Here is a 26,007-nt window from a genome sequence, read left to right on the forward strand (position 1 = left end):
CATCGCCCGTGCGGAATTGTGCGTCGTTCGTCACAGCCGTCCCCGCCCGTAATCGAGTCGCGGGACAGTCAATTCATGGCGGCCGTGCCAGGCCAGGGTGTCCCTGCCGTCGCGCCAGTAGACCTTGTACCTGATCGCATCTGTGTCAACGATGATGCCGGCACCGCGGTGATGGTCGCTTTGCGCGAGCACGGTGTCGCTGATCACGGGAGTTCGTGGGTTGCGTCCGACGATCATCGCCACGGCCTTCCGGTGCGATGCCGGATCTCGGCGATGAAGCGCCGTCCCCCGTCGTCGACGACGTCCCAGGAAAAGGGGCCGCGCAATTGTGTGGTGCCCAGAGTGTGAACGGTGCGGCGCGCATCCTGTTCGGACCCGATGTTCGCGAGTCGAAGCCCGTCACTGGTGATGAGAGTCCACATGGTCACGGCCGATCGCTGGGTGGGCTTTCGCAGCACCTTGTCGATGTGTTCGTCATCGGTGGCGGCTCCTCTCACTCGTAGTCCGAGACGGCCAGGCGGTCGAGTGAACGAGTGACGTTTTACGTAATATGTCACACTGTCGCGCAATAGGGAAGTATATGGAGGTAAAAGAACCATGAGAGGTCGACGCGACACGCGAATGGTTACAAAATGACGAAAAACGTCCAGCGTGCCCTAGGATGGGCGCATGCCTCGAGGTGCGCGCAACCGGTCGACCGAACCCGCGGCGAAGGGCGATACGCGTGATCGCATCCTTGATGCCGCCGAGCGCTGCATCATCCGCCATGGAGTTCGAAAGACCACCATGGAGGACATTGCCTCCGAGGTGGGTATGTCGAGGCCTGGTGTCTACCGCTATTTCAGCGACCGGGATGATCTGCTCATCGAACTGGTAACTCGGCACGCAGCGACGCTGCGCGAGCGCGCACACAAGCTGATGTCCCGGCAGGACGGCCTTCAGGATCAGATCGTCGAGGGGCTTGTCTTCACCGTCAAGGAAGCCCGCCTCGATCCGGTGATGCGATACCTCGTAGACCCTGAAGGCTCCGGCCTTGGTCGCCGAATCATCGATTCGCGCTTGGGGCAGATGATGGCCGCGGAGTTCTTCGACCCCTTCCTCGACGTCGCGTATGTCAACAACGAATTGCCTCGCGACCTACCCCGAACAGACGTCTACCTCTGGTTGAGCAACCTGGTATGGATGCTGCTGCGAGGGCTGGAGGGTGGCGAAATCGACGTCGCACGGTACCGGTCGATATTGCGCCGTTTCGTCGCGCCGGCTTTTGCTCCAGCCGGAAGTTGACGTCGCGCCGTTCGAGCTCATCAGCTTCGGGCGGCGCCGCCAATAACCCGTTTCCTTCACGTCGGGTGCCCCACCTACCCTGAATGGCTGCGCAGACGAGTCTCGGGGGAGACAGGGGAGTGGTAATGACATCGGGCCCGAGCACCAGGGAGGTCGCGGCGCCACCGCGTGCCCAGGCGAGCGCCAACGTCGTCATCGCGCTGTTGGTGGGCTCGGCATTCGTGATGATTCTCAACGAGACGATCATGAGCGTGGCGCTGCCGGCGCTGATCGTGGACCTGGACATCTCGGCGAGCACGGCGCAGTGGCTGACCAGTGGTTTCCTGCTGACGATGGCGGTGGTCATCCCGATGTCGGGTTCGCTGCTGCAGCGCTACCCGGTGCGCAGCATCTACCTGGCGTCGATGACGTTGTTCTGCACCGGCACCCTGGTCGCCGCGCTGGCGCCGGGGTTCGCGGTGCTGTTGGTGGGGCGGATCGTGCAGGCGTGCGGGACGGCCGTGATGATGCCGCTGTTGATGACGACGGTCATGACGTTGATCCCGGCCGACCGGCGCGGCCAGATGATGGGCACCATTTCGATCGTCATCGCCGTCGCACCGGCGATCGGTCCCACGCTGTCGGGGTTCATCTTGGGCTCGCTCGACTGGCGGTGGATGTTCTGGATCGTGCTGCCCATCGCGATGGTCGCGCTCGGCGCCGGTCTGGCCTGGCTGCGGGTCGCCGACAAGCGTGAGGAGCCGACCCCGATCGACCCTGTCTCGGTACCCCTGTCGGCGATTGCGTTCGCGGGCTTGGTATTCGGGTTGTCGCTGATGGGCGAATCGGCCCACGGCCGGCAGTCGCTACCGGCCTGGGTGCCGATGTCGATCGGTGCGGTGGCGATGGTGCTGTTCGGCGCGCGGCAGATACAACTGCAGCGACGCGACCGCGCGTTCCTCGATCTGCGCCCGTTCACCTATCGCCGGTTCTCCGTGTCGCTCGGCCTGGTCGTCCTCGGGTTCATGGGGCTGTTCGGCGCCATCATCATGGTGCCGCTGTACGTCCAGGACGTGTTGAAGCAGAGCGCGCTGGTCGCCGGTTTGGCGACGCTGCCGGGTGGGCTGCTGATGGGAATGGCGGGCCCGCTGGTGGGGCGAGCCTACGACCGCCACGGTGCCCGGGTGCTCGCGCTGCCCGGGTCGGTGCTGCTGTGCGCGTCTCTGTGGGGATTCACGCTGTTGTCGGCGACTTCTCCGGTGTGGGAACTGGTTGTGCTGCAGACGATCATGATGGTGGGCTTGTCGATGATGTTCACCCCGTTGATGACTGATGCACTGGGTGTTCTGCCCGACCGGTTCTATTCACACGGCAGTGCCATCTTGACGACGCTTCAGCAGGTTGCGGGCGCGGCGGGGACGGCGTTGTTCGTCACCGTCATGACAAAGGCCTCCCGATCGGGCGGCGCCCCGGACCTGCCCGGAGTGCACGCGGCGTTCACGGTCGCCGCGTTGATCAGCGTGATCGGCGTGATAACCGCGCTCTTCACCGCACAGCGCCCGAGCCCGGCCGGCGGTACGCCGACGCATTGAGTGCCGGCGGTCGGGCACAATCGGCGCATGGACAAAGTCGTGGTCATCACCGGCGCCGGCAGTGGCATCGGCCGCGCCACGGCCCGGGTCCTGTTGGATGCCGGCCATCGCGTGGTGCTGGCAGGCCGCCGCGCCGAACCGCTGGCCGAGGTGGGTGGCGGGAACCCGAATGCCCGCGTGGTCCCCACTGACGTCACGGATTCGGCTTCGGTGCAGGCGCTGTTCGCCGGGACGGTGTCGGCATTCGGACGTGTCGACGTATTGTTCAACAACGCAGGCGTTTTCGGTCCGTCGGCGTCGATCGCCGACATCGACGACCAGCGGTGGCACTCCACGTGGCGCACCAACGTCGACGGTGCGGTGTTCTGCGCCAGGGAAGCCGCGCGGGTCATGGCCGGCCAGCTGCCCAGGGGTGGGCGAATCATCAACAACGGATCGATCTCTGCGCACCGGCCCCGGCCGAACAGCCTCGCCTACACCGTCACCAAGCACGCGATGAGTGGCTTGACGGCGTCAATGTTGTTGGATCTGCGCGATATCGACATCTGCGTCACCCAGATCGACATCGGCAATGCCGCCACCGAGATGACCGCCGGGTTCAGTCACCAGACTCTGCAGGCCGATGGGAGTCTGGCGGCTGAGCCGACGTTCGACGTCGAGCATGTGGCGCGCGCCATCGCGCATCTGGTCGATCTGCCACTGGAGGTGTCGGTTCCGTCGCTGACCGTGATGGCGCGGTCCATGCCGTACTTCGGCCGAGGCTGACGCCGGATCCGGCCAGGACCCGCTGAATCCACGACGGCGATTCCGTCGTGGGCGGTCGTCAGCGGAAGGCCGCGTGCCCGGTCAGTGCCTTGCCGATGGACAGCAGATGCATCTCGGAGGTGCCTTCATAGGTGAGGACCGATTCGAGGTTGTTGGCGTGCCGCAGGGGTGAGTATTCGAGGGTGATTCCGCTGCCGCCCAACAGGGTTCGGCACTCTCGTGCGATGGCCAGCGCTTCGCGGACGTTGTTCAGCTTGCCCAGGCTGATCTGCTCGGGGCGGACACCCTCGCCGTCCTTGATGCGGCCGAGGTGGATCGCCAGCAGCATCCCCTTACCGAGTTCGACGGTCATGTTGGCCAGCTTTTCCTGGGTGAGCTGGTAGCTGGTGAGCGGTTGGTCGAAGACCTCGCGCGAGCCGGCGTAGTCGATCGCGGTCTCCAGGCTGTCGCGGGCCGCGCCGAGCGAGCCGAACACGATGCCGAACCGGGCTTCGTTGAGGCACGACAGCGGGGCCGACAGCCCTTCGGCCAGGGGTAGCCGCGCCGAGGCGGGCAGCCGGACATTGTCGAGCACGAGCTCGGAGGTCACCGAGGCGCGCAGGGACAGCTTGCGGTGAATCTCGTTCGCGGTGAACCCCGGGGTGTCAGTGGGGACCAGGAAGCCGCTGATATCCCCGTCGCCGTTCCCAGTTCTAGCCCACACCGTGGCCACGTCGGCGAGGTTGCCGTTGGTGATCCACATCTTGGTGCCGTCGAGTACCCAGTCTGCATTCTCTCCGGCGCCCGAGCGCCGAGCCCGGGTGCGCATGCCCGCGGGGTTGGAGCCGAAGTCCGGCTCGGTCAGGCCGAAGCAACCGATCGCGTCACCGGCGGCGAGCCGGGGCAGCCATTCGTTCTTCTGTTCTTCGGATCCGTAGCGGTAGATCGAGAACATCGACAGCGAGCCCTGTACGGACACGAAACTGCGGAACCCGCTGTCGCCGGCTTCCAGCTCCATGCATGCCAGGCCATAGCTGACGGCGTTGGTTCCGGCGCAGCCATATCCCTGCAGATGCATGCCGAGCACGCCGAGCTTGCCGAACTCCTTGGCCAGTTCCTTGGGCAGCGTGGCCGATTCGAACCACTGCCCGACGTTGGGCTTGAGCCGGCTGTCGACAAACTTGCGAACGGTGGCGCCGATCTCGCGCTCGTCGTGGTCGAGCAGCCGGTCGGTGTCGAACAGCTCCAGCGGCCGGTAGGTGGACTTCTTGGCAGCCGGTGCGGTGGTGGCGGTCATGGGTCAAGGCTAGATTTTCCGGGCCGATGCGCCTATGGCCGGTTGTACAACGAGGGGACGGGACCTTGTCCCGTCGGGCGTCGGGATGCGTCTCGCCGCCGGAAGCGGCCCGGTTGCGGTGGCCTATGCTCTGGGCGGCGAACGGAGTGGCCCCAGGTGTTCTCGTCGTCATCGACCGGCGAAGGCGGGCCAGGGAAAGTTGACTGTGCAGGCGATTGTTGACGATCCGGTTCGCGTTCCCGGGGTGCACCGGCGGGTTCGTGACGACCTGATCGGCCTGAGTGGTGTGGCCGTGGTCATGGTGGTCGTCTGTCATCTCTGGTTCGGTCGCGCTGCCGGTGGTCTGGACGTTCTGCTGGTCTTGGCCGGCTTCTTCACCGGCGGCCGGGTGCTTCGGGTGATCGGCACGGCGAGTGCGAGGACGCTGGTCGCCGAAGCCGGACGGGTGGTGCGCCGGCTGGTACCGCCGCTGGTCCTGGTGGTGGCCGTGAGTGCGGGGCTCACGGTCCTGGTTCAGCCGCAGACCCGGTGGGAGGCGTTCGCCGATCAGACGCTGGCCGGCCTGGGCTTCTTTCAGAATTGGCAGTTGCTCGGCTCGGCGGACGACTATGTGCAGGCCGGTGAGGCGGTGACCCCGTTGCATCACCTGTGGGCCGTCTCGGTGGTGGGTCAGTTCGCGCTCGCGTTGTTTCTGCTCGCCGGCGCCGTCATCGCGCTGACGGCGGTCCGGGGCCGTGGCGCACGGCGTACCAGCCTGGTCGTCGCGTCCGGTATCGCGGCGGCAGCGTCGCTGTACTACGCGCTCACCACGCAGTCGGCCAATCCGATGCTCGCCTACTACAGCACCGCCGCCCGCGGCTGGGAGCTGTTGGTGGGAGTGCTGGCCGCGGCACTCGTGGCCGGCCCGACGGGGCGGACTCGGTGGCCCGGCTGGGTGCGCGGAGGTGCGGCTGCCGTCGGTGTGGCGGCGATCCTGGTGTGCGGTGCGCTCACCGACCGGGCCGTGCAGTCCCCGGGCATGTGGACGTTGATTCCCGTGACGGCGACGGTACTGGTGATCCTGAGTGCTGCCGGGGACACACCACCGAGGACGAATGAATACTTGCGCAGCGCCCCGCTGGTCGCCGTCGGGGCCGCGGCCTATCCGCTGTATCTGTGGCACTGGCCGTTGTTGATCTTCTGGCTGGCCACTGTCAACGACGATGCCGTGGGCCTGACTGACGGCATTGTGATCCTGGGGGTGGCGGTGGTGCTGGCCCTGCTCACCGTGCGATGCGCCCAGTTGCCCTGGCGTCGGTGGCCGGGCATGTGGATGGTGTCGGGCGCGGTCGTCGCGTTGGTGGCGGGAGTGCTCGTGGCGACTTCGCTGATGTGGCAGGGGCATGTCGCGCACGCTCGGGCCAGCGGTGCCGAACTCGGCATGCTCCCGATCCGCGACTATCCGGGCGCGCAGGCGCTCATCGAGAATCGACCGGTCGCCAAGCTGCCGATGCGTCCGAGTGCGCTGGAGGCCGACAACGACCTTCCTCCGTCGTCGATCGACCACTGCGTGACCGGGTTCACCGGTGCTGAGGTCGGCACCTGTGTTTACGGAGATCCGAAGGGCGCCCGCACGATTGCGCTGGCCGGCGGGTCGCATTCGGAGCATTGGCTGACCGCGCTGCATGAGATCGGGCGGCAACACGGTTTCAAGGTGATCACCTACCTGAAGGCCGGCTGCCCGCTGACCACCAAGCGGCTGCCGATCATCGCCGGATCCTTCGAGGCGTACCCGTCCTGCCGGGCATGGTCGGACAACGCGCTCGCCCAGATCATCGCCGACCGGCCGGATTACGTGTTCTTCACCTCGACGCGCCCGATCCTCAACGGCCCGGGCGACTATGTACCCGACTACTACCTCGGGATCTGGGATGAGTTGTCCGCCAATGTAATTCCGATGCTCGGCATACGGGATACGCCGTGGATGATCCGCGACGGCTGGTTCTTCTCACCGGTCGACTGTCTGTCCAACGGTGGCGACGCCGACACTTGTGGATTGCCGCGGGACGAGGCCCTGGCCCAGCGCAATCCCACCCTGGACCATCTGGCCGCCTATCCGCTCATGAAGGCACTCGACCTCACCGATGCGGTGTGCCGGCCGACCATCTGCCGTGCCGTGGAGGGCAACGTGCTGGTGTACCACGATGCCCACCACCTGTCGGCGGCCTACGTTCGCACGCTCACCACCGAGTTGACGCGGCAGATGTCAGCCGCCCTCGGTTGGTGGTAGCCGTCATTCGACGATGAAGACCGGAATCTGTCGAGTGGTCTTGGTCTGGTATTCGGCGTACGGCGGGTAGGCCTCGACGGCCAGCTTCCACCAGTGTTCGCGCTCGTCACCGGAAAGCTCGCGGGCGGTCAGCGACGCGGCCTTGTCGCCGTCTTGGACCGTCACGGCCGGGTTGGCCTTGACGTTGAAGTACCACGACGGGTGCGCCGGGTCACCGCCCTTGGAAGCCACCATCGCGTAGCGGCCGTTCTCCTCGACACGCATCAGCGGCACGTACCGCTTCTTGCCTGATTTGGCACCGGTGGTCGTGAACAGCACGATGGGGCGGTCCAGTACCTCGACGCCGTCGGTGGTGCCTTGTTCCAGGATGCGTTCGGTCTGTGCGCGTACCCAGTCGGTCGGGCTCAATTCGGCATGTTCGGTCACGCGGTGCACAACGCCGGCCGCTGCGCCGCTATTCCGCGATCACCGCAGCGTCAGCACCACTTTGCCCTTGGCGCTGCGGTTCTCCAGGGATGCGATGGCCTGGGCGGCCTGCTCCAGTGGATAGACCTCGGGCCGGGGTGCGGGCAGCGCGCCGGAAGCCAGCAGCGGTTGCAGTTCGGCCCACTGTTCCTGCAGGTAGCCCGGGTGAGAGAAGGTCCAGGCGCCCCAACCCGCACCGATCACGTCGACGTTGTTGAGCAGCAGGCGATTGACCTTGACGGTGGGAATCTCACCGCCGGTGAAGCCGACGACCAGCAACCGCCCACCCACAGCCAGCGACCGCAACGAATCCGTGAAGCGATCGCCGCCCACCGGGTCGAGCACGAGGTCCACGCCCCGGCCGCCGGTGAGTTCCTTGACCGCGTCACGGAACCCGTCGGCCAGCACCACATCCGAGGCGCCTGCGGCCCGGGCGGTCTCGGCCTTCTCCTCGGTGGACACCACCGCGATGGTGCGCGCAGCGCCCAGCGCCGGTGCCAGTCGCAGCGCCGAGGTGCCGATACCGCCCGCCGCGCCGTGCACCAGCACGGTCTCGCCCTGGGCCAGCCGGCCGCGGGTGCGCAACGCGAACTGAACGGTCAGGTCGTTGAACAGGATGCCGGCTCCGGCCTCGAACGACACCGAGTCCGGCAGGGGGAACACCCGCTCGGCGGGCAGCGCCACGACTTCGGCCATGCCGCCGGACAGCATGGTCAGGCCCAGTACGCGGTCACCGGCGCCGACATGTGCACCGGCCGGCGCGCTGCGCACCACACCGGCGATCTCGGCGCCCGGGCTGAACGGCAGCTCGGGCTTGTACTGGTAGAGACCGCGGGTCAGCAGGGCGTCGGGGAACGCCACGCCGGCCGCGTGGACGTCGATCACCACGTCACCGGAGTCCGCGTTCGGTTCCTCGACCTCGGCCACCCGCACCGCGTCGGGACCGTCGAGGGTGGTGATCTGGGCTGCACGCATCGGTGTCTCCTTCTGGTGGGGGCGCCAGCCAATTGTGACAGGTGTCAACTCGGTGGTTAGCATCACCGGATGCTCAACGCCCGCGCCGCGGTGGTGCTCGAGGCTGGTGCCGATCCGCAGCTCACCGACGTCCAGATTCGTGAACCGGTCGGGGACGAGGTGCTGGTCCGTATCGAGGCCGTAGGCATCTGCCATACCGATGTGAGTGTGGCAGCACGGTTTCGCAAGTTACCGATGGTGTTCGGTCACGAAGGTGTGGGCACGGTGGTCCAGGCGGGGCTGGAGGCCACCCCCATCCCCGGCGACCAGGTGGTCCTCACCTTCGCCAGTTGCGGCACCTGCCCCAACTGCCGGGCGGACATGCCGGCCTACTGCGAGCGCTCCACCGACCTCAACATGCGCGGCAGCCGCCGCGATGAATCCAGTGCGCTGTACCTCGACGGCGCTCCCGTTGGTGGCGGCTTCTTCGGCCAGTCCAGCTTCTGCACCTACGCGCTTGCCGGCAGCCGCAACGCGGTGGTGCTGCCCGAACCGATCGACGCCGCACTGGCCGCACCGCTGGGCTGCAGCGTGCAGACCGGTGTGGGCGCCGTGCTCAACGTGCTCGCTGTGCAACCTTCCGATGCGATCGTGGTGTTCGGGGCCGGCGCCGTCGGGCTCTCGGCGGTGATGGGTGCCCGCATCGCGGGCTGCCACACCATCGTCGCCGTCGACCCGATCGCGCAGCGGCGCACGCTGGCAACCGAACTGGGTGCTACCGCGACCCTCGACCCGACCGCTTCCGATGTCGCCGCCGCGGTGCTCGAGCTCACCGGGGGAGCGGCCTGCGCCGTCGACACCACCGCCCGGCCCGACGCTCTGGCCGCCGCGGTCGCAGTGCTGCGGGAGCGCGGCACCCTGGCGCTGTTGGGCCTCGGCGCGTTGACGGCAGAACTGCCCGTCGCGGCGATCATGGGCAAGGGCCTGACCCTGCGCGGTGTGGTGGAAGGCGACAGCGATCCGCAGACCTTCATCCCGCGCCTGGTCGATCTGCACCGCCGTGGCGAACTTCCGCTCGACAGAATCGTGAGCCGCTACCCGTTCGACGACTTCGACCGGGCCTGGGCCGCCGCCAAGGCCGCTGACGTCGTAAAACCGGTGTTGGTCACCGGCGAGGTAGGCTCGTAAACCCTCGGATTCACCCGGCAACGACGCCAATGATCGGAGCATCATGACCCTTCCTCAGCTACCACCGGGACGCGCTGTCGAGGTGCGCGCCGTCGATGGCGTCCGGTTGCATGCCGAGGTGTTCGGCCCGGAGGACGGCTACCCGATCGTGCTGGCCCACGGCATCACCTGCGCCATCGGGGTCTGGGCCCACCAGATCGCCGACCTGGCCACCGACTACCGCGTCATCGCCTATGACCACCGCGGGCACGGGCGCAGCGAGACCCCGCGCGGGCGGAACCGCTACAGCCTCAACCACCTCGCAGCCGACCTTGACGCGGTACTCGACGCCACACTGAATCCCGGCGAACGGGCCGTCGTCGCCGGACATTCGATGGGCGGCATCGCGATCACGTCGTGGTCGCAGCGCTACCCGGCCCGGGTGACCGCCCGAGCCGACGCCGTCGCACTGATCAACACCACTACCGGTGACCTGGTGCGCGACGTGAATCTGCTCAGGGTTCCGGCGCCGTTGGCGGCCACCCGAGTTCGGGCCGCCGGTACCGCGATCAGGGCCATGGGAGGGGCATGGATGCCCCGGATCACCGAGCGCCCCAACAAGCGTTTCGTCGCACACCTGGCGGTCGGCCATGATGCCGAGCCGTGGGTCGCCGAGTTCGTCTACCAGCTGTTCGCCCAGACCCCGGCCGCCGGTCGCGGCGGGTGGGCCCGCACGCTGGTCAACGGTCTGGGGTCCCAGCACATCTCGGTGCGCAACCTGACGGTGCCGACGCTGGTGATCGGCAGCGTCAAGGACCGGCTGCTGCCCATCAACGCCTCGCGCCGGATTGCGGCCGATGTCCCGAACCTCAGCGCCTTCGTCGAGATGCCCGGTGGGCACTGCGCCATTCTGGAGTGCCCGTCACGGGTGAACGCCCAGCTGCGCGCACTGGCCGAGTCGGTGGCCTTGCCCCCGGCGGTCAGCCAGTAAGCCGGCCCGCCACTTCGGCTGCTGCGCGCTGACCGGACCGGACCGCCCCGTCGAGAAATCCGGTCCACTCGTCGGCGGTTTCGGTGCCGGCCCAATGAATGGAGTCCACTGGTTCGCGCAGCCACTGGCCGTACTGTGTCCACGATCCGGGCGGCACCGCCGCGGTCGGTCCACCGGGCGCGAATTGTTCTGTGCCCCAACAGTGGTCGATGTAGTCGATCGGCTGCAGCGCCGCGTCGCCGAACAGGGTGGCGAATCCGTTCAGGGCCTGCTCGCGCCGCTGATCGGCAGACAGCTGGTCGAACGTGCGGGCGTCGGTGAACCCCAACAGGATTCCGGGCCCCTCGTCGCCGGGGCTGACATCGAACGTGATGAACACCGGACCCTCGTCGGACACGGCCTCGCCCGAACAACCGTTGGCGCGCCAGAATGGTCGTTCGTAGGCGGCGTAGGCCTTGCTGAGGTTGCCCTGCGGCCAGTTCTCCGCCAACTCGGTGTACGGCTTGGGTAGCGGCGGGTTGAACTCGATACCGGCACGGTGCTGAGGCGGTATCGCCACGACCACCGCGCGCGCAAGTATCTCTCCGGCCGGGCAGTTCACCGCCACGGTGCCGTCGGGGCGGCGCTCGATGCTGCCGACGGGGGCGCTGAGCACCACCCGATCTCCGAGTTCGTCGGCCATCTTCGATGCGATCTGCTGGGTGCCGCCGGGAAACCGGTCCTGTTGGGCACCGTCGCGCACGTCGAGCATGCGGTCCAGCCCACCGGCGGCCTTGACGTAGCGGGCCGCGTGCAGCATCGAAACCTCGTCGGGCTCGGCGCCCCACGTGACCCGGGACATGATCGCCATCAGGTTGCGGGTCGAGGCGCTCGCGCCGGCCGAGCGCAACCAGCTTTCCAGGGTGAGCTCATCGAGATTCTCGGCGTTCGCACTTTTCCACGGCTCACTGACCCGGATGCCTCGGGAGAGCCGTTCGAAGCGCCACTGGATCCGGGAGACGTCGAACAGTTCCATCATCGACAGGCGCGGGATGGTGCTCCGATATGAGCGCACCCGCCCGTGCCACTGGATCAGGTTCTTGCCGCGGTCGTAGGTGGACACCGTGGGGCACCCGAGTTCGTCGGCCAGCGCCAGCACCGCGTCCTGAGTGGGGCCGACGAACGTCCCGCCCAGGTCGACGGGCACATCGGCGATCGTCGCGGTCGACGAGCGGCCACCGACGCGGTCCCGCCCCTCCAACACCACCACCTGGTGTCCGAGTCGGACCAGGGCGCGGGCGGCGGACAGACCGGCGAAGCCGGCGCCGACCACGACGACGTCGGTGCTCGTTGGGATGCTCACCTGTCCAGGCTCTCACGCATGACGGTCATGCCAGCGTTGTTCGGTGCCGCGGGACGCGGTCGATCGGGCTGCGGCCGGATCGTTGACGCGCTGCGCGACCGAGCACCTAGGCTAGGTGGTACTCGTCGGGACCAGAGGAGGTTCGCCATGGGTGCGGTGGATCCGGAGTACACCGATGTACTCATCGTCGGGGCCGGGATCTCAGGGCTGGGTGCGGCCTACCGGGTGCACGAGAAGAGTCCTGGTCTGACGTACACCGTGCTGGAACGCCGGGAGCGGATCGGCGGCACCTGGGACCTGTTCCGCTATCCGGGCATCCGCTCGGACAGCGACATCTTCACGCTGAGCTATCCGTATCAGCCCTGGACCAAGCCGGAGAACGTGGCTGACGGCGGCGACATCCGCGACTATCTCACCGAGACGGCGCGCGAACACGGCATCGACCGTCATATCCGGTTCAACACCCACGTGTTGTCGGCGGATTGGGATTCGGGTACCGACACCTGGACCGTGCGGACCGAGCAGGACGGGCAAGCCGGCACCTACCGGTGCCGGTACCTGTTCTGCGGCACCGGCTACTACAACTACGACGAGCCCTACACCCCGGATTTTCCAGGTATCGACAGCTTCGCCGGCGACGTGGTGCACCCGCAGTTCTGGCCCGAGTCCCTGGATTACTCCGGCAAGCGCGTGGTGGTGATCGGCAGCGGCGCCACGGCGATCAGCCTGGTGCCTGCACTCGCGCAGCAGGCGTCGCACGTGACGATGCTGCAGCGCTCGCCGACGTACATGATGTCGATGGCGCGCATCGACCCGATGGTGCAGGCCATCCGGAAGGCGCTGCCGCGCAGGCTGTCTCATCAGGTGGTGCGATTCCGCAACGCGGCGTTCCACGTGCTGACGTACTTCTTCTTCCGCAAAGCGCCCAAGGCCGGGCGCTGGCTGATCCGCAATCGCACGATAGCCGCGCTGCCCGAGGGCTATCCCGTCGACGTGCATTTCAAGCCCCGCTACAACCCATGGGACCAGCGCATGTGCCTGGTGCTCGACGGCGACCTCTACGAGCACATCAGCGACGGCCGGGTGGACATCGTCACCGATCACATCGACCACATCGACGCCGCGGGCATCGTGCTGAAATCCGGTGCACGGGTGGACGCGGACGTGATCGTCACCGCGACCGGCCTGCAGCTGCAGGCCCTCGGCGGGATCAGGCTGGCGGTCGATGGTCATGAGGTCAAGCCGACCGAGCGGTTCGTCTACAAGGAGTTCCTGCTGGAGGACGTCCCGAACCTGGCCTGGTGCATCGGTTACACCAACGCGTCGTGGACACTGCGGGCCGACATGACCGCTCGGGCATTCGCAAACCTGTTGGCTTACATGGGTGCTCACGGTTACACCCACGCCTATCCGCACAGGGGCGCGGTACCGATGCCCGAGAAACGGACGTGGGACCTGGAGGCCGGTTACATCCAGCGTTCTGAGCACGCGTTGCCGCGTTCGGGCACCAAGCGGCCGTGGCACGTCCGGCACAATTATGTGCTGGACGCCATCGACCACCGGCTCGACCGCATCGATGAGTCGATGGTCTTCGGCCGTGCGCCCGCCACGCCGGAGGCTGCAGCCGCCTCCTGATTCCGCTGTCCTGTTTGTCACGCCAGAGTGGCTGTCGCACCCGAGCGTCACGCCAGCGTGGCGACGCGGCGCGGACTCCTATCGCAATGTCACGCCAGAGTGGCCGTCAACGGCGACAGTCACTCTGGCGTGACAGTCGCTGGGCGGGCTGAGGGGCTGCGATCGAGGGGCTGCCGATCAACGGGATTACGGGGCGACGGTGAGCCAGTCGGCGAATCCGGAGGGGTCGTGCCGGCCCAGCGCGCCGTGCTCGAACAGCCCCCAGCCTTCCACCGGGGCAGCATTGCCCTCGGTGCACACGGCGCGACCCACATGGTCGATCACGCCGAACGCGGTCCGGCCGACGACTGCCGGATCATTCATGTCGTAGGTGCGGCGCTCGGTGAACTTCTCGCCCCTCCACACGCCGTGGATCCAGTCGACATCGCCGCCGTAGCCGCCGCCGACGTGGATCGGCACGGGCAGTTTGGATTCCACGTCGAACCGGACCGGGGTGCCGTCGGGCGTGGCGGCCTCGATGGTGGCCCCGGTGGGGATTCGTGTCCCGGAGCGGTAGTGGATCTTCACCCGCGGCCAGCCGAGCTGCTCGACGCGGCCGTCCTTGAATACCCGGCTGCAGTCGTTGAGCGAGCGGAACCCGCTGGGATCCTCCTGGATGATGAAGACGATCGAGAAATCGTCGAACGCCATCGGCACGTACAGCCACCACATGCCTTCGAACGGCGGGTCGGCGGGACGTCCGGCGGGCTCGGCCTCACCGACCGGCCGGATGCCCCAGGACCGGTCGCGGGAGCCGATCCAGGTGTCGGGGTCGACGTCGATGCGTTGGCCGTCGATCTCCAGATAGCCACTCCAGGAACCTGTTTGGGCGAAACGTTGTGCGTCGAGAGTGACCCGGTTGCCCTGACGCATCAGGTGGGGCTGTTCCTGCACGGCGTCGAATAGCCCGTTCCAGGTGAGATCCGCGGCGATACCCTCGGTTTCGTCGAGCACGATGCGAACCTTCTTGAGCGGCTCGGGGACCTCGATCCGGTAGCCGCCGACGTGCTGGTTGAGCCGGTCCTGATCGATCGCGTCGGACAGATGAACGGCCGTCTGCTCATCACCGCGCCGTACCAGGAAGTAGGCGTCCTTCACCCCGAGATTGGGGTAGTAGCCCAGGCCGGTGATGACGAAGATGTCTCCGGTGCGGTCGTGGGCGTTGAAATACGACCGGTCGTAGAAGTTCCGGTCCGACGATCCGGGCCAGGCGATCGGCTGGGGGACTTGGTGGACCGGGAATTCGTCCATCGGGCCGAGCACTCAGGCCTCCTCCTCGATCAGGCGCCGCAGCAACGGCGCGTGGTAGAACATGGTTTCGACATTGTCGGGCTTCTCGGTTTCACCGAAGTGGACCCGCCGGGCGCCGGTGCGCATGAACACGCAGCACCAGATGACACCGGAATAGACGTAGAACCAGCGCAGGTCACCGAGCTCCGCGCCGGTCAGCTCGCGGTAGGTGGCGCGGACATCCTCCTCGCGCATCACGTCCGGCAGGCCGGGTAGCCCGGCCATGCCTGCCAGCTCCTGAAACACCATGTGCGCAAAGATGATCCAGGAGACGTCGAGTTCGCGAGGTCCTACCGTGGCCATCTCCCAGTCGAGTACCGCCGCCGGCCGGAAGTTGTCGTAGAGCACGTTGCCGATGCGGGAATCGCCCCACGTCAGAACGGATTCCGACGCCGCCACGTCCTCGGGGAAGTTGTCCTGAAGCCACGTCAGTGCGCGCTCGACCAACGGGGAACGGCCGATGTCGGGGACCGCGTACTCATACCAGTTCTTGAGCCAGCCGAAGTGCCTGCGCAGCGCGGTGTCGCCGGGTGGATCGACCTCGGACAGATACGCGAACCGTTCTGCGGCGTCGGGGATCGCGTGCAGTTTCGCCAGTACCTCGACGGTGCTGTCTTGCAACTCGCGCTGGCGATCGAGGGGGGCGTCGGCGAACCAATTGCCGCCGAAGGTGTACGGCATGACATCCGGAGGGACCTGGCCGTCGACGCGGTCCATCAGAAAGAACGGGGTGCCGAGCACCTCTCCGGTGGTGTCGATCCAGCGCACGGTGGGCACCGGCACGTCGGTGAGCTCGCCGACCTGACGCATCACCTCGAATTGGTGATCCAGCCGGTAGGACGAGAACACCGGGACGTCGTCGACGGTGGGGGCGACGCGTGCCACCCACTTCTGCTCCTGGGGTTCGCCGTTGTCTTCCCAGCGGCCGGTCAGCATGATCGTTTCGGAGGACATGCCGTTGGAGTCGACTCCGCTTTCCACGGTGATCTCGGGAGCGATGCCGCCGGGCATCACGGTGGACAACCAATTGGACAGCACCGATGGCAGGGTGGTGACGTCACGGCTGGAGCGTTGCAGGTGGTCGACGTTCTCGACAGGAGCGTCCACGGCCTCGTTTGCCATTCAACTGTTCCTTACGGCCACAATTACGATACTGTTAGTAGCGTTATGAAAGCAGAGCCATCACCACTTGGCAAGACCGCCGGAGCGGGACGTCCCCGAGACCCGCGCATCGACGCTGCCATATTGCAGGCGACTACGGACCTGCTTGTCGAAATCGGTTACGCCAACCTGACCATGGCGGCCGTCGCCGAGCGGGCTCAGACCACGAAAACCGCGCTGTATCGCCGCTGGTCGAGCAAAGCGGAGTTGGTGCACGAGGCAGTGTTCCCGGCTACCGCAACCGCGTTGACGACGCCGGCGGGGGACATCGCCGCGGACATTCGGGCGATGATCGCTGCCGCCCGTGACGTGTTCACCAGCCCGGTGATGCGTGCGGCCCTGCCTGGTCTGGTCGCCGATGTCGTCGCCGACACCGACCTCAACGCCCGGGTGATGCAGCGGTTCGCCGGGACGTTCGTCACCGTGCGCGCCCGTATCGTCGACGGCATCATGCGCGGTGAGGTTCAACCGGATGTCGACCCGGACCGCCTGGTGGAGCTGATCGGCGGGTCGACCATGCTGCGGATGCTGCTGTGGCCCGAACGCGAACTCGACGACGAGTGGGTGGCGCAGACGGCGGCGATCCTGGTGCACGGGGCCACTGTCAAGCCGTGAGGTTGACATGAACCGCACTTCAGGTTCGACACTGGTGTGGTGAAAGCCAACGACGAACAGGAGATCCGGGCCGTCATGGCCACCACGACCGATCTGTGGATCGCGCACGACATGGACGGCTGGGGCCGGTATTTCACCGAGGACGCAGACTTCGTCGCGCACAGCGGAACGTGGTGGACCTCGCGTGACGCCAATGTGGAAGGGCACCGGGATGTCCCGGAATCCGTTGTCCGCCAGAAGCGGAACTACACCCAGCGGGTCGAGGCCATCGATGAGATCGCGCCCGGGGTGGCGCTGGTGCACACCCACTGGGACTGGCCGGACCACGTTCAGCCGGGCGCAACCGCGCAGGACCGCAGCGGCATCATCAGTTACGTCTTCGTCGACAACGACGGTCGCTGGCTGATTCGATCGGCCCACAACACCCGGGTGAGCTGACGATGGACATCCAGCCTTTTCCCACCGACTGGCAGACCGCGCTCGTGTTGGTGGCGCACCCGGATGATCCCGAGTACGGCGTCGGCGCGGCCGTGGCCAAGTGGACCGCCGCCGGCAAGACCGTGCGGTACGCGCTGGCCTCGCGTGGCGAGGTGGGTATCGCCGGTATGGCGCCCGAAGAAGCCGGGCCGCTGCGAGAAGAGGAGCAACGCCGATCGGCGGCCATCGTCGGTGTGGACGACGTGGTGTTCTGGGACTTTCCGGACAGCAACATCCGCGACACGTCCGAGCTGCGGGAGAGGATCGCCGAGACCGTCACGGCGATGCGTCCCGACGTCGTCATCACCATCTACAGCGGGCCGAGTTGGTCGCCCGGCGAACCGAACCAGCGTGATCACATCGAGTTCGCTCACGCGGTGGCAGCTGCCTACGACTCGCTGGCTGATCCGCCGGCGTGGCTCTTCGAGAACGGGCCGGAGCCGACCCACTGCGAGGTGGTCGACGGCTATACCGAGCTGGCAGTGAGTTCTCTTGCTGCCCATGAGGTTTACCTGTCGGTGCTCGACTCGCGGACTCCCGTGGTCGAACAGGCGCGCCGGCAGGTGGAGATGTCGACGCCGGCATCGCCGGGATTCGGCGAGCGCACCGTAGGCTTCATCCTCAAGCGGCATCGCTGAGCCGACCCGCCGAGTAGGCCTACCATCGCAGCTGTGCGTGCAGTGGTGTTTTCCGGGATCGGCGTGCTGCCGGAGGTCGTCGAGGTCGCCGATCCTGAGTGTCCCGACGACGGTGTGGTCGTCGAAGTGGCGGCCACCGGCCTGTGCCGGTCCGACTGGCATGCCTGGCGTGGACACGACCACGTGGCCCTGCCGATCATTCCCGGGCACGAGTTCGCCGGAGCCGTCGCGGCTGTCGGCACCGATGTCTCGGGCTGGCAGGTGGGCGACCGGGTGACCGCCCCGTTCGTGCTGGGTTGCGGGCGGTGCGAGTTCTGTGAGGCCGGGGCTGCCCAGGTGTGTCCAAACCAGGAGCAGCCGGGTTTCACCTTGCCGGGATCGTTCGCCCAGCGGGTGGCGGTGCCGCGGGCTCAGACCAATCTCGTCCGCCTGCCCGACGGTGTCTCGTTCGCCGCGGCTGCGTCGTTGGGGTGCCGGTTCGCGACCTCGTTCCGGGCCGTGGTCACCCACGGAGGGGTAGCGCCAGGCCAGTGGGTGGCGGTGTACGGCTGTGGCGGAGTCGGTCTGTCGGCAGTGATGATCGCGAAGGCGTTCGGCGCCAATGTGATCGCGGTCGACGTGACCGAGGCCGCCCTGGCCGCGGCGGGCGGGCTTGGTGCTGACGAACTCGTCCCCAGCAGCGAAAGCGCCGATGTCGCCGCCGAAGTCGTAAAACGCACCGGCGGTGGTGTGCACATCGGTATCGACGCCCTCGGTGATCCAGCACTTGCGGCGGCCTCCGTAGCCGCATTGCGGCGGCGGGGCCGGCACATTCAGGTGGGCCTGCTCCTCGGGAGCGCCGCGCTGACCGCGTTCCCGATGGATCGGGTGATCGCCCAGGAGCTGGCGATCCTCGGGTCGCACGGGATGCCCGCCGTCGACTATCCGGCAATGCTCGACCTCATCGCTTCGGGAGCGCTGGACCCGGAGCGTTTGGTGACCCGTGTGGTGGGTCTCGACGAGGCAGGTGCCGCGATGGCAGCCATGGACGCACCCACCGGCCCCGGGATGACGATCATCGAGCCGAACCCGACGGCCTAGCCGATCTGTCCTCGGTTGCGTTGAGCCACTGCTTGATAGCGGTCGCCCAGCCCGTCGAAATCGCGGGTCTGCGCGCCGGCGATCTCCGTCTCCGCGGCCAGCGCGGGGGACAGCAGTGGCGTCGTACCGCGGGTGTAGATCTCCTTGAGCCCCGCCATGATCGGTCCCGGTACCTCGGCGATCTGAGCGGCGAGCTCCAGCGCGCGGTCCAGAAGGGCCTCATGCGGCACCACCTCGGTGACCAGACCCAAGCGTTCGGCGCGCGCGGCATCGATGACCTCGCCCGTCATCGACAGCCGGCGCGCCATGGCGGCGCCGACCACGTGCGGGAGCCGTGCCGTCATCCCGCCGCCGGGCAGGATGCCGACCCGGGCGTGGGTGTCGGCGAAAACCGCACGCTCGGAGGCGATCAGGAAATCGCAGCCCAGCGCCATCTCCAGCCCGCCGGTAAACGTCGCACCGTTGATCGCGCCGATGATCGGAGTACGCAGCTCGCCGGTCTTGGTGATGCAGTTGTGCGACCGGAACTCCGCGAAGTACTCCGTGCCGAGGGTTTGCGCTTCCTTCAGGTCGACGCCGGCGCAGAATGCCGGGTCGGTTCCGGTGAGTACGATCGCCCGCACGTCGGTGTCGGCGTCAGCGGCCTCCAGGCCGGCATAGAGCGCCTCGATCAACTCGCGGCCCAGGGCATTTCGCGCCTGTGGGCGGTTGAGGGTGAGAACCCGGACAGCACCGTGGTCAGCGGCCAGGACAACATCGCGAACAGACATAAAATTGCATGCTACGCCGCATATTTGTGCAAGTTTGGGTCTGCTCGCGGTGAGCAGTCAGCGCAGGAAAGTCTGCGCATTGTCGGCCAGGTCCAGCAGGGGCTGCGGTAATGCGCCGAGTGCGAACGTGACAGCCGCGGTGACGGTGATGACGGCAGTGGACAGCCCGCTGGGGACGACAACCTCCGGTGCGTCCTCGGGGGCGTCGGTGAAGAACATCAGCACGATCACCCGCACGTAGAAGTACGCCGCGACGGCACTGGCGATGACACCGACGATGACCAAGGGGATCGCACCGCCCTCGCCCGCGGCTTTGAACACCGCGAACTTGCTGACGAATCCACTGGTCAGCGGGATCCCGGCAAACGCCAGAAGGAACAGTGAAAACACCACGCCGACAATCGGATACCGTCGTCCCAGGCCAGCCCACTGGGCCATCCCGGTGGCCTCTTCGCCGGTGCTGTTGCGCACCAGCCCGACGACCGCGAACGCGCCGAGCGTGCTGAATCCGTAGGCGAACAGATAGAACAGCGTCGAGGACACTCCGGCCGGGTTGGCCGCGATCACACCGGTGAGGATGAACCCCGAATGTGCCACCGCGGAGTAGGCGAGCATCCGTTTGACGTCGGTCTGGGTGACGGCGGTGATGGTGCCGACCACCATCGTCAGGATGGCAATCGCCCACAGAATCGGCCGCCAATCGTCGCGCAACTGGGGTAGCGCGACGTAGAAGATGCGCAGCGTTGCGCCGAACGCGGCGATCTTGGTGGCCGCGGCCATGAACGCGGTGATCGCGGTGGGAGCGCCCTGGTACACGTCGGGAATCCACGAATGGAACGGAACGGCGCCGACTTTGAACAGCAGTCCGACCAGCAACAGGGCCACACCGACCAGCGCCAGCGGGGTGTTGGGTGCTTTGGTGTCCACCGCAGTGGCGATCCCGGCCAGGTCCAGCGTCCCGGCGTAGCCATACAGCATGGCCGCGCCGTAGAGGAAGAACGCCGACGAGAACGCCCCCAGCAGAAAGTATTTGAGCGAGGCCTCTTGTGACAGCAGACGGCGGCGCCGGGCCAGACCACATACCAGATACAGCGGAAGAGAGAGCACCTCCAGTGCGATGAACATGGTCAGCAGATCATCGGCGGCCGGGAACAACAACATGCCGCCGATCGCGAACATGGTCAACGGGAAGACTTCCGTCTGCATCACACCGGTCTTGGTGGCCAGCCGCTCGGCGACACTGCCCGGTACTGCCGACGCCTGTGGGGTGAACCCGCTGAGGCCGCGGGCGTCACCGGAAGTCTCTGCGGCCGATTGACGTTCGGCTATGAGCAAGATGCCGAGAATACCGACGAGGGCGATCGTCCCCTGCAAGAACACCGCCGGTGCGTCGAGCACCACCGAGCCGAGTACCGCGGGCTTGCCGGGGGTGCCGTGCAGGTCCCGGGCCAGCAGGACCACTGCCACCACTGCTGCCAGCAACCCGCCCAGCGCGAGGGCGACCTGCACCGCGTAGCGCGCCGGGCGCGGCAGGAAGGCTTCGACGAGCACGCCGGCCACTCCCACCCCGAACACGATCAGCATGGGGGAGAGCAGGGCGTACTCGATGCTCGGCGTCACCATGGTCAGCGGCTCCCCTCGGCGATGGTCGGTGGTGCGCTCGGTGCCGGATCGGTTTGTCCGATGGTGGTCAACGTGTGCTGTACCGCCGGATTGATCACGTCCAGTGCGGGTTTGGGGTAGATGCCCAATACCAGCAGCAGTGCGATCAACGGTGCCACCACCACCAGTTCGCGCGGCACCAGATCGTGTAAGCCGCGCCCACCGTCGTCACCCTCGAGCAACCCGTCGGGGACCGGACCCGTCATCATCCGTTGGTACATCCACAGGATGTACACCGCCGACAACACGAGTGCGGTGGCGGCGAACACCGCGACCACCGGATAGCGCGTGAATGTGCCGATGAGAACCAGGAATTCACTGATGAACGGCGCCAGGCCCGGCAGTGACAACGTCGCCAAGCCTGCGACCAGGAACGTTCCTGCGAGTACCGGCGCCACCTTCTGTACGCCGCCGTAGGCGTCGATCAGCCTGGAACCGCGCCGAGATACCAGGAACCCGGCGATCAGGAACAGGGCGGCCGTGGAGATTCCGTGATTGATCATGTACAGCGTCGAACCGGCCTGGCCCTGACTGGTCATCACGAAGATCCCGAGAATGATGAAACCGAAGTGCGATATCGACGTGTAGGCGATCAGGCGCATCACATCGGTCTGACCGATCGCCAAAACCGCGCCGTAGATGATACCGATCACCGCGAGCGTGATGACCAGTGGGCGGAAATACGTTGAGGCGTCGGGAAACAGGGGCAGGCAATAACGCAGCATGCCGAAGGTGCCGACCTTGTCCATGATCGCCATCATCAGCACCGCACTGGCCGGGGTGGCCTGGACCGCGGCGTCGGGCAGCCACCGGTGAAACGGCCACAGCGGTGCCTTGACCGCGAACGCGAACATGAACCCCAGGAACAGGAAGTTCGCGATCGCGGGGTTGATCACGAACTCGCCCGAGGACACCGCGGCGACGATCGCCCGGAAGTCGAAGGTGCCTGATGCAAACGCATCAGTGCCTGCGGTCACCACGTACAGGCCGATCACCGCGGCCAGCATCACCAGACCGCCGAACAGGTTGTACAGCAGGAACTTCACCGCCGCTTTGGAAGCTTGAGCGCGGTGTTCTCCAAACCCGCCGATCAGGAAGTACATCGGGATCAGCATGGCCTCGAAGAACACGTAGAACAGCAGGATGTCCAGCGCCACCAGCGACATGAACACCATGCCCTCGACAGCCAGGGTGAGCGCCAGGTAGGCCTGCACACCGCGGCCGCCGAGACCGGTCTGGCGGGCAGCGTCATTCCAGCCCGCGATGATCAGCAGCGGGAGTAACACGGCGGTGAGAACAACCAGGGCCAGCGCGATGCCGTCGACCCCGAGGATGTATCCGGTACCGAACGACGGGATCCAGCGGTGTGACTCGACGAACTGGTACTGCTCGCCGGCCGGATCGAAGCCGGCCGCGATCAGCCCCGCCAGACCCAGGGCCGCCAATGAGATCACCAGGGCCAGCCACTTCGCCAGTGTCCGTTGCGATGCAGGGAGCAGCATCACCGCCGCGGCACCCACCGTCGGGAGCGCCCACAGCGCCGTCAGCCAAGGAATCGTGCTCACCACAGTCGCACCGCCAGAATCGTCGCCACCACCAGAGCCGCACCGCCGAGCATGGACAGCGCATAGGAGCGGGCGAAGCCGGTCTGCAGCTCACGCAGCCCATCCGATGTTCGGCGCACCAGCGCGGCCAGCCCGCCCGCGGTGCCGTCGACCACCTTGTCGTCGACGGTGACCAGGGCCGCGGTGAGGGTCTGACCCCCTCGCATGAACACCGCCTCGTTGAATGCGTCGCCGTACAGATCGCGCCGGGCGGCCACCGTCAGCACCGCCCCGTCGGGCACCTCGGCCGGAACCGGCCGCTGCGCATACATCCGATAGGCCACCGCGATGCCGACCGCGACGACCGAGAGCACGACCACCGTGACTACCCACGCCGGGATCGCGTGGTGCGCCTCATGAGCACCGACCACCGGCTCCAGCCAATGCGACAGCGTGCCACCGATGGCCAGCGCACCACCGGAAACCACCGAGCCGACCGCGAGCAGGATCATCGGCCAGGTCATTACGGCAGGCGCCTCGTGCGGATGAGCATCGGGGGCCCAGCGCTTTTCGCCGAAGAACGTCATCAGCATCACCCGGGTCATGTAGAACGCGGTGATCCCGGCGCCCAGGATGGCCGCGCCGCCGAGGACCACGCCGCGGACGCCGCCGGCACCGAGTGCCGCTTCGATGATGCTGTCTTTCGAGAAGAAGCCGGCCAGTGGCGGCACCCCGATGATCGCCAGATAACCGAGCCCGAAGGTGGCGAAGGTGACCGGCAGGACCTTCCGCAACCCGCCGTAGCGGCGCATGTTCACCTCGTCGTTCATGGCGTGCATCACCGACCCGGCGCCGAGGAACAGGCCGGCCTTGAAGAAGCCATGGGTGAGCAGGTGCATGATCGCGAACGCGTATCCGGCCGGGCCCAGCCCGGCGGCCAGCACCATGTAGCCGATCTGGCTCATCGTCGATGCGGCCAGGGCCTTCTTGATGTCATCTTTGGCGCAGCCGATGATCGCGCCGAACAGCAACGTGACGGCGCCGACGATGACCACACCGGTCTGGGCGCCCGGGGCGAGGTCGAAGATCGGTCCGGACCGCACGATCAGGTAGACGCCGGCGGTCACCATCGTTGCGGCGTGGATGAGCGCCGAGACCGGCGTCGGGCCCTCCATCGCGTCGCCGAGCCAGGACTGCAGCGGCACCTGGGCTGATTTGCCGCACGCGCCCAACAACAGCAGCAGGCCGATCGCGGTGAGGGTGGCTTCGCTCAATGCCGGTGCGGCGCTGAAGACTCCGGCAAACGAGATCGACCCGATGGTGGCGAACATGATCATCAACGCGATGGCCAGGCCCATGTCACCGACCCGGTTGACGACGAAGGCCTTCTTGGCCGCGGCGGCGGCCGAGGGTTTGTGCGACCAGAACCCGATCAGCAGATACGAGGCCAGGCCCACGCCTTCCCACCCGGCGTACAGGCCCAGGTAGTTGTCGGCGAGCACGAGCAGCAGCATGGCCGCCAGGAACAGGTTCAGATACGCGAAAAACCTTCTCCGGTGGGGGTCGTCGGACATATACCCGATCGAATAGATGTGGATCAAAGACCCGACGCCGGTGATCAGCAGCACGAAGCACATCGACAGCTGATCGAGCTGCAGCCCGAAATCGACCTGCAGGCCGGCCACCGGCACCCAGGAGAACAGCGCCTCCGAGACCGCGCGGTGTTCACCGTCGCGGCCCAGCATCTGGCTGAACAGCACCGCGCCGAAGACGAACGCGCCCAACGCAGCGGCACAACCCAGCAGGTGCCCCCACCGGTCGGTGCGTCGGCCGCCCAGCAGCAGCACCGCGGCTCCGGCGGCGGGGAGCGCGATCACGAGCCATACGGGTATCGTCATGGTGCCCTTAGTGCTTCAGCAGACTGGCGTCGTCGACCGAGGCCGAATGGCGGGTGCGGAAGATGGCCATGATGATCGCCAGACCCACCACCACCTCGCAGGCGGCGACCACCATGGTGAAGAACGCCACCACCTGGCCGTCGAGATGACCGTGCATGCGGGAGAATGCGACGAACGCGAGATTGGCGGCGTTGAGCATGAGCTCGACGCACATGAACATCACGATGGCGTTGCGCCGCAGCAGTACTCCCGACGCACCGATGGTGAACAACAGTGCCGACAGGTAGAGATAGTTGTCGGGATTCATATTGCTCCTCGCGTGCGCGGATTCATCGCGTCACTCCTCCCCGTTGACCGAGTTACCGACCGAGTTGCTGATCGCGCGCTGCGGCAGAATCGCGCTGACCGACAATGCCGCATCGGAGCCGTCGGGCAGGCGAGCCGGGACGTCTACGGCGTTGTGCCGGGCATAGACCCCGGGGTTGGGCAGCGGGGTCGGATGTCCGCCGGCCTGGAACCGTTCGACTGCCAGTTCGCGCTGGGTCTTGCGGCGCTCGAAGCGTTCCCGGTGGGCCAGCACCATCGCGCCCAGGGCCGCAGTGATCAGCAGTGTGCTGGTCAGTTCGAACGCCCACAGATAGCGGGTGAAGATCAGTGCCGCCAACCCCTCCACGTTGCCGTAGCTGTTGGCCTGTGCCAGCCCGGTGAAACCGGCAACCGAGACGTTGCCGATCCCGGCGATCAGCAGGATGCCGAATCCGGTGCCGGCGGCCACCGCCGCAAGGCGTTGTCCCCGTAGCGTTTCGGCGAACGATTCGGACAGGTCGACACCGATGAGCATGAGCACGAACAGAAACAGCATCATCACCGCGCCGGTGTAGACCACCACCTGCACCACTCCGAGGAACAGTGCGTCCTGGGCGATGTAGAGCACAGCGAGCGCGATCATGGTGCAGGCCAGGAACACTGCGGAGTACACCGCCTTCGGGGCGGCCACCACTCCGATGGCGCCGAGCAGTGCGACCGCGCCGAGGATCCAGAAGAGCACCGCCTCCGAGGTTGACGTACGCGCCGTGCCCTCGGCGGCGAGCCGCGAAATGTGCTCCGCGGCCGG

25 protein-coding genes are annotated in these 26,007 nt (G+C 66.8%); 11 read left to right on the plus strand and 14 right to left on the minus strand.

Translation table 11 applies throughout. The features are described 5' to 3' along the window. Positions 1 to 30 precede the first annotated feature (30 nt). Entirely contained in the window at positions 31 to 237 is a 207-nt protein-coding gene (locus tag E0T84_RS12300; RefSeq protein WP_171054999.1) for a hypothetical protein, read from the minus strand. Further along, positions 234 to 497 (minus strand): hypothetical protein, encoded by a 264-nt coding sequence (locus E0T84_RS12305; RefSeq protein WP_138744579.1) that lies wholly within the window; start codon positions 495 to 497, stop codon positions 234 to 236. The genes E0T84_RS12300 and E0T84_RS12305 overlap by 4 nt, the downstream gene beginning before the upstream one ends. Before the next feature lie 172 nt (positions 498 to 669). Here E0T84_RS12305 and E0T84_RS12310 point away from each other — a divergent pair, with 172 nt between their 5' ends. The 3 genes from E0T84_RS12310 (at position 670) to E0T84_RS12320 (ending at position 3,620) form a co-directional block, all read left to right on the plus strand. Continuing rightward, positions 670 to 1,284 (plus strand): TetR/AcrR family transcriptional regulator, encoded by a 615-nt coding sequence (locus E0T84_RS12310; protein WP_138744580.1) that lies wholly within the window; start codon positions 670 to 672, stop codon positions 1,282 to 1,284. A gap of 125 nt (positions 1,285 to 1,409) precedes the next feature. Beyond that, the gene (locus tag E0T84_RS12315) at positions 1,410 to 2,855 is read left to right on the plus strand and encodes a DHA2 family efflux MFS transporter permease subunit (RefSeq protein ID WP_138744581.1); all 1,446 of its coding nucleotides are present in this window, start codon (positions 1,410 to 1,412) and stop codon (positions 2,853 to 2,855) included. Positions 2,856 to 2,882: 27 nt separating this feature from the next. Next, positions 2,883 to 3,620: an SDR family oxidoreductase gene (locus tag E0T84_RS12320; protein WP_138744582.1), complete on the plus strand. Its 738-nt coding sequence runs from the start codon at positions 2,883 to 2,885 to the stop codon at positions 3,618 to 3,620. 58 nt (positions 3,621 to 3,678) lie between these two features. On the opposite strand, the gene E0T84_RS12325 is transcribed toward E0T84_RS12320, so the two are convergent. Beyond that, complete coding sequence (locus E0T84_RS12325) at positions 3,679 to 4,896, minus strand: acyl-CoA dehydrogenase family protein (protein ID WP_138744583.1); 1,218 nt, start codon at positions 4,894 to 4,896, stop codon at positions 3,679 to 3,681. 205 nt (positions 4,897 to 5,101) lie between these two features. Between E0T84_RS12325 and E0T84_RS12330 the strand changes: the two genes are divergently transcribed. Beyond that, positions 5,102 to 7,165, plus strand: coding sequence for an acyltransferase family protein (locus tag E0T84_RS12330; RefSeq protein WP_249383622.1), 2,064 nt, complete (start codon positions 5,102 to 5,104; stop codon positions 7,163 to 7,165). A gap of 3 nt (positions 7,166 to 7,168) precedes the next feature. On the opposite strand, the gene E0T84_RS12335 is transcribed toward E0T84_RS12330, so the two are convergent. Together E0T84_RS12335 and E0T84_RS12340 are read right to left on the minus strand one after the other, a co-directional pair. Next, positions 7,169 to 7,591: a nitroreductase family deazaflavin-dependent oxidoreductase gene (locus tag E0T84_RS12335; RefSeq protein WP_138744585.1), complete on the minus strand. Its 423-nt coding sequence runs from the start codon at positions 7,589 to 7,591 to the stop codon at positions 7,169 to 7,171. A 39-nt stretch (positions 7,592 to 7,630) separates the two neighbouring features. Further along, positions 7,631 to 8,605 carry an NADPH:quinone oxidoreductase family protein gene (locus tag E0T84_RS12340; protein ID WP_075910322.1) on the minus strand — a complete coding sequence of 325 codons (975 nt, stop codon included), beginning with the start codon at positions 8,603 to 8,605 and terminating at the stop codon, positions 7,631 to 7,633. A gap of 69 nt (positions 8,606 to 8,674) precedes the next feature. Between E0T84_RS12340 and E0T84_RS12345 the strand changes: the two genes are divergently transcribed. Both E0T84_RS12345 and E0T84_RS12350 read left to right on the plus strand, forming a co-directional pair. Further along, positions 8,675 to 9,772, plus strand: a complete 1,098-nt coding sequence (locus tag E0T84_RS12345) for an NAD(P)-dependent alcohol dehydrogenase (protein WP_138744586.1) — start codon at positions 8,675 to 8,677, stop codon at positions 9,770 to 9,772. 43 nt (positions 9,773 to 9,815) lie between these two features. Then, the gene (locus E0T84_RS12350) at positions 9,816 to 10,742 is read left to right on the plus strand and encodes an alpha/beta fold hydrolase (protein ID WP_138744587.1); all 927 of its coding nucleotides are present in this window, start codon (positions 9,816 to 9,818) and stop codon (positions 10,740 to 10,742) included. Here the strand turns inward: E0T84_RS12350 and E0T84_RS12355 are convergent. Beyond that, complete coding sequence (locus E0T84_RS12355; protein ID WP_138744588.1) at positions 10,732 to 12,084, minus strand: flavin monoamine oxidase family protein; 1,353 nt, start codon at positions 12,082 to 12,084, stop codon at positions 10,732 to 10,734. The genes E0T84_RS12350 and E0T84_RS12355 overlap by 11 nt on opposite strands. Positions 12,085 to 12,231: 147 nt before the next feature. Between E0T84_RS12355 and E0T84_RS12360 the strand changes: the two genes are divergently transcribed. Then, the gene (locus E0T84_RS12360; protein WP_138744589.1) at positions 12,232 to 13,719 is read left to right on the plus strand and encodes an NAD(P)/FAD-dependent oxidoreductase; all 1,488 of its coding nucleotides are present in this window, start codon (positions 12,232 to 12,234) and stop codon (positions 13,717 to 13,719) included. 186 nt (positions 13,720 to 13,905) lie between these two features. Here E0T84_RS12360 and E0T84_RS12365 read toward each other — a convergent pair whose 3' ends face one another. Continuing rightward, positions 13,906 to 15,009 carry a hypothetical protein gene (locus E0T84_RS12365; RefSeq protein ID WP_171055006.1) on the minus strand — a complete coding sequence of 368 codons (1,104 nt, stop codon included), beginning with the start codon at positions 15,007 to 15,009 and terminating at the stop codon, positions 13,906 to 13,908. A 12-nt stretch (positions 15,010 to 15,021) separates the two neighbouring features. Beyond that, complete coding sequence (locus E0T84_RS12370; RefSeq protein WP_138744591.1) at positions 15,022 to 16,170, minus strand: phosphotransferase family protein; 1,149 nt, start codon at positions 16,168 to 16,170, stop codon at positions 15,022 to 15,024. A gap of 45 nt (positions 16,171 to 16,215) precedes the next feature. On the opposite strand from E0T84_RS12370, the gene E0T84_RS12375 reads away from it, so the two are divergent. Genes E0T84_RS12375 through E0T84_RS12390 form a run of 4 tightly spaced genes read left to right on the plus strand, consistent with a single transcriptional unit; the run spans position 16,216 to position 19,019 of the window. Beyond that, positions 16,216 to 16,824 (plus strand): TetR/AcrR family transcriptional regulator, encoded by a 609-nt coding sequence (locus E0T84_RS12375; protein ID WP_070186981.1) that lies wholly within the window; start codon positions 16,216 to 16,218, stop codon positions 16,822 to 16,824. Between the two features lie 39 nt (positions 16,825 to 16,863). Continuing rightward, positions 16,864 to 17,262: an SgcJ/EcaC family oxidoreductase gene (locus E0T84_RS12380; RefSeq protein WP_138744592.1), complete on the plus strand. Its 399-nt coding sequence runs from the start codon at positions 16,864 to 16,866 to the stop codon at positions 17,260 to 17,262. 2 nt (positions 17,263 to 17,264) lie between these two features. Next, the gene (locus tag E0T84_RS12385; protein ID WP_070186980.1) at positions 17,265 to 17,939 is read left to right on the plus strand and encodes a PIG-L deacetylase family protein; all 675 of its coding nucleotides are present in this window, start codon (positions 17,265 to 17,267) and stop codon (positions 17,937 to 17,939) included. A gap of 33 nt (positions 17,940 to 17,972) precedes the next feature. Next, entirely contained in the window at positions 17,973 to 19,019 is a 1,047-nt protein-coding gene (locus E0T84_RS12390) for a zinc-dependent alcohol dehydrogenase family protein (protein ID WP_070186979.1), read from the plus strand. Here E0T84_RS12390 and E0T84_RS12395 read toward each other — a convergent pair. The 6 genes from E0T84_RS12395 to E0T84_RS12420 are packed head-to-tail and all read right to left on the minus strand — an operon-like array spanning position 19,016 to position 25,992. Next, entirely contained in the window at positions 19,016 to 19,789 is a 774-nt protein-coding gene (locus E0T84_RS12395; RefSeq protein ID WP_138744593.1) for an enoyl-CoA hydratase, read from the minus strand. The genes E0T84_RS12390 and E0T84_RS12395 overlap by 4 nt on opposite strands. 57 nt (positions 19,790 to 19,846) lie before the next feature. Continuing rightward, the gene (nuoN, locus tag E0T84_RS12400; RefSeq protein WP_138744594.1) at positions 19,847 to 21,412 is read right to left on the minus strand and encodes an NADH-quinone oxidoreductase subunit NuoN; all 1,566 of its coding nucleotides are present in this window, start codon (positions 21,410 to 21,412) and stop codon (positions 19,847 to 19,849) included. Between the two features lie 2 nt (positions 21,413 to 21,414). Continuing rightward, complete coding sequence (locus E0T84_RS12405) at positions 21,415 to 23,019, minus strand: NADH-quinone oxidoreductase subunit M (RefSeq protein WP_138744595.1); 1,605 nt, start codon at positions 23,017 to 23,019, stop codon at positions 21,415 to 21,417. Next, complete coding sequence (gene nuoL, locus E0T84_RS12410) at positions 23,013 to 24,893, minus strand: NADH-quinone oxidoreductase subunit L (RefSeq protein WP_070186975.1); 1,881 nt, start codon at positions 24,891 to 24,893, stop codon at positions 23,013 to 23,015. The genes E0T84_RS12405 and nuoL overlap by 7 nt, the downstream gene beginning before the upstream one ends. A gap of 7 nt (positions 24,894 to 24,900) precedes the next feature. Further along, the gene (nuoK, locus tag E0T84_RS12415) at positions 24,901 to 25,200 is read right to left on the minus strand and encodes an NADH-quinone oxidoreductase subunit NuoK (RefSeq protein WP_070186974.1); all 300 of its coding nucleotides are present in this window, start codon (positions 25,198 to 25,200) and stop codon (positions 24,901 to 24,903) included. A 30-nt stretch (positions 25,201 to 25,230) separates the two neighbouring features. Next, complete coding sequence (locus tag E0T84_RS12420) at positions 25,231 to 25,992, minus strand: NADH-quinone oxidoreductase subunit J (RefSeq protein ID WP_070186999.1); 762 nt, start codon at positions 25,990 to 25,992, stop codon at positions 25,231 to 25,233. Positions 25,993 to 26,007 lie beyond the last annotated feature (15 nt).

The sequence above is a fragment of the Mycobacterium sp. DBP42 genome (genome assembly GCF_005924235.1).
GTDB classification, from domain to species: domain Bacteria; phylum Actinomycetota; class Actinomycetes; order Mycobacteriales; family Mycobacteriaceae; genus Mycobacterium; species Mycobacterium syngnathidarum.

What these genes read in the sequence shown, in the direction of transcription:
- E0T84_RS12345 (WP_138744586.1), top strand. Translation starts at nt 8,675, where the DNA reads ATGCTCAACGCCCGCGCCGCGGTGGTGCTCGAGGCTGGTGCCGATCCG.
- E0T84_RS12320 (WP_138744582.1), top strand. Translation starts at nt 2,883, where the DNA reads ATGGACAAAGTCGTGGTCATCACCGGCGCCGGCAGTGGCATCGGCCGC.
- E0T84_RS12375 (WP_070186981.1), top strand. Translation starts at nt 16,216, where the DNA reads ATGAAAGCAGAGCCATCACCACTTGGCAAGACCGCCGGAGCGGGACGT.
- E0T84_RS12360 (WP_138744589.1), top strand. Translation starts at nt 12,232, where the DNA reads ATGGGTGCGGTGGATCCGGAGTACACCGATGTACTCATCGTCGGGGCC.
- E0T84_RS12315 (WP_138744581.1), top strand. Translation starts at nt 1,410, where the DNA reads ATGACATCGGGCCCGAGCACCAGGGAGGTCGCGGCGCCACCGCGTGCC.
- nuoK (WP_070186974.1), bottom strand. Translation starts at nt 25,200, where the DNA reads ATGAATCCCGACAACTATCTCTACCTGTCGGCACTGTTGTTCACCATC.
- nuoL (WP_070186975.1), bottom strand. Translation starts at nt 24,893, where the DNA reads ATGACGATACCCGTATGGCTCGTGATCGCGCTCCCCGCCGCCGGAGCC.
- E0T84_RS12325 (WP_138744583.1), bottom strand. Translation starts at nt 4,896, where the DNA reads ATGACCGCCACCACCGCACCGGCTGCCAAGAAGTCCACCTACCGGCCG.
- E0T84_RS12385 (WP_070186980.1), top strand. Translation starts at nt 17,265, where the DNA reads ATGGACATCCAGCCTTTTCCCACCGACTGGCAGACCGCGCTCGTGTTG.
- E0T84_RS12300 (WP_171054999.1), bottom strand. Translation starts at nt 237, where the DNA reads ATGATCGTCGGACGCAACCCACGAACTCCCGTGATCAGCGACACCGTG.
- E0T84_RS12340 (WP_075910322.1), bottom strand. Translation starts at nt 8,605, where the DNA reads ATGCGTGCAGCCCAGATCACCACCCTCGACGGTCCCGACGCGGTGCGG.
- E0T84_RS12395 (WP_138744593.1), bottom strand. Translation starts at nt 19,789, where the DNA reads ATGTCTGTTCGCGATGTTGTCCTGGCCGCTGACCACGGTGCTGTCCGG.
- nuoN (WP_138744594.1), bottom strand. Translation starts at nt 21,412, where the DNA reads ATGGTGACGCCGAGCATCGAGTACGCCCTGCTCTCCCCCATGCTGATC.
- E0T84_RS12350 (WP_138744587.1), top strand. Translation starts at nt 9,816, where the DNA reads ATGACCCTTCCTCAGCTACCACCGGGACGCGCTGTCGAGGTGCGCGCC.
- E0T84_RS12365 (WP_171055006.1), bottom strand. Translation starts at nt 15,009, where the DNA reads ATGGACGAATTCCCGGTCCACCAAGTCCCCCAGCCGATCGCCTGGCCC.
- E0T84_RS12370 (WP_138744591.1), bottom strand. Translation starts at nt 16,170, where the DNA reads ATGGCAAACGAGGCCGTGGACGCTCCTGTCGAGAACGTCGACCACCTG.
- E0T84_RS12310 (WP_138744580.1), top strand. Translation starts at nt 670, where the DNA reads ATGCCTCGAGGTGCGCGCAACCGGTCGACCGAACCCGCGGCGAAGGGC.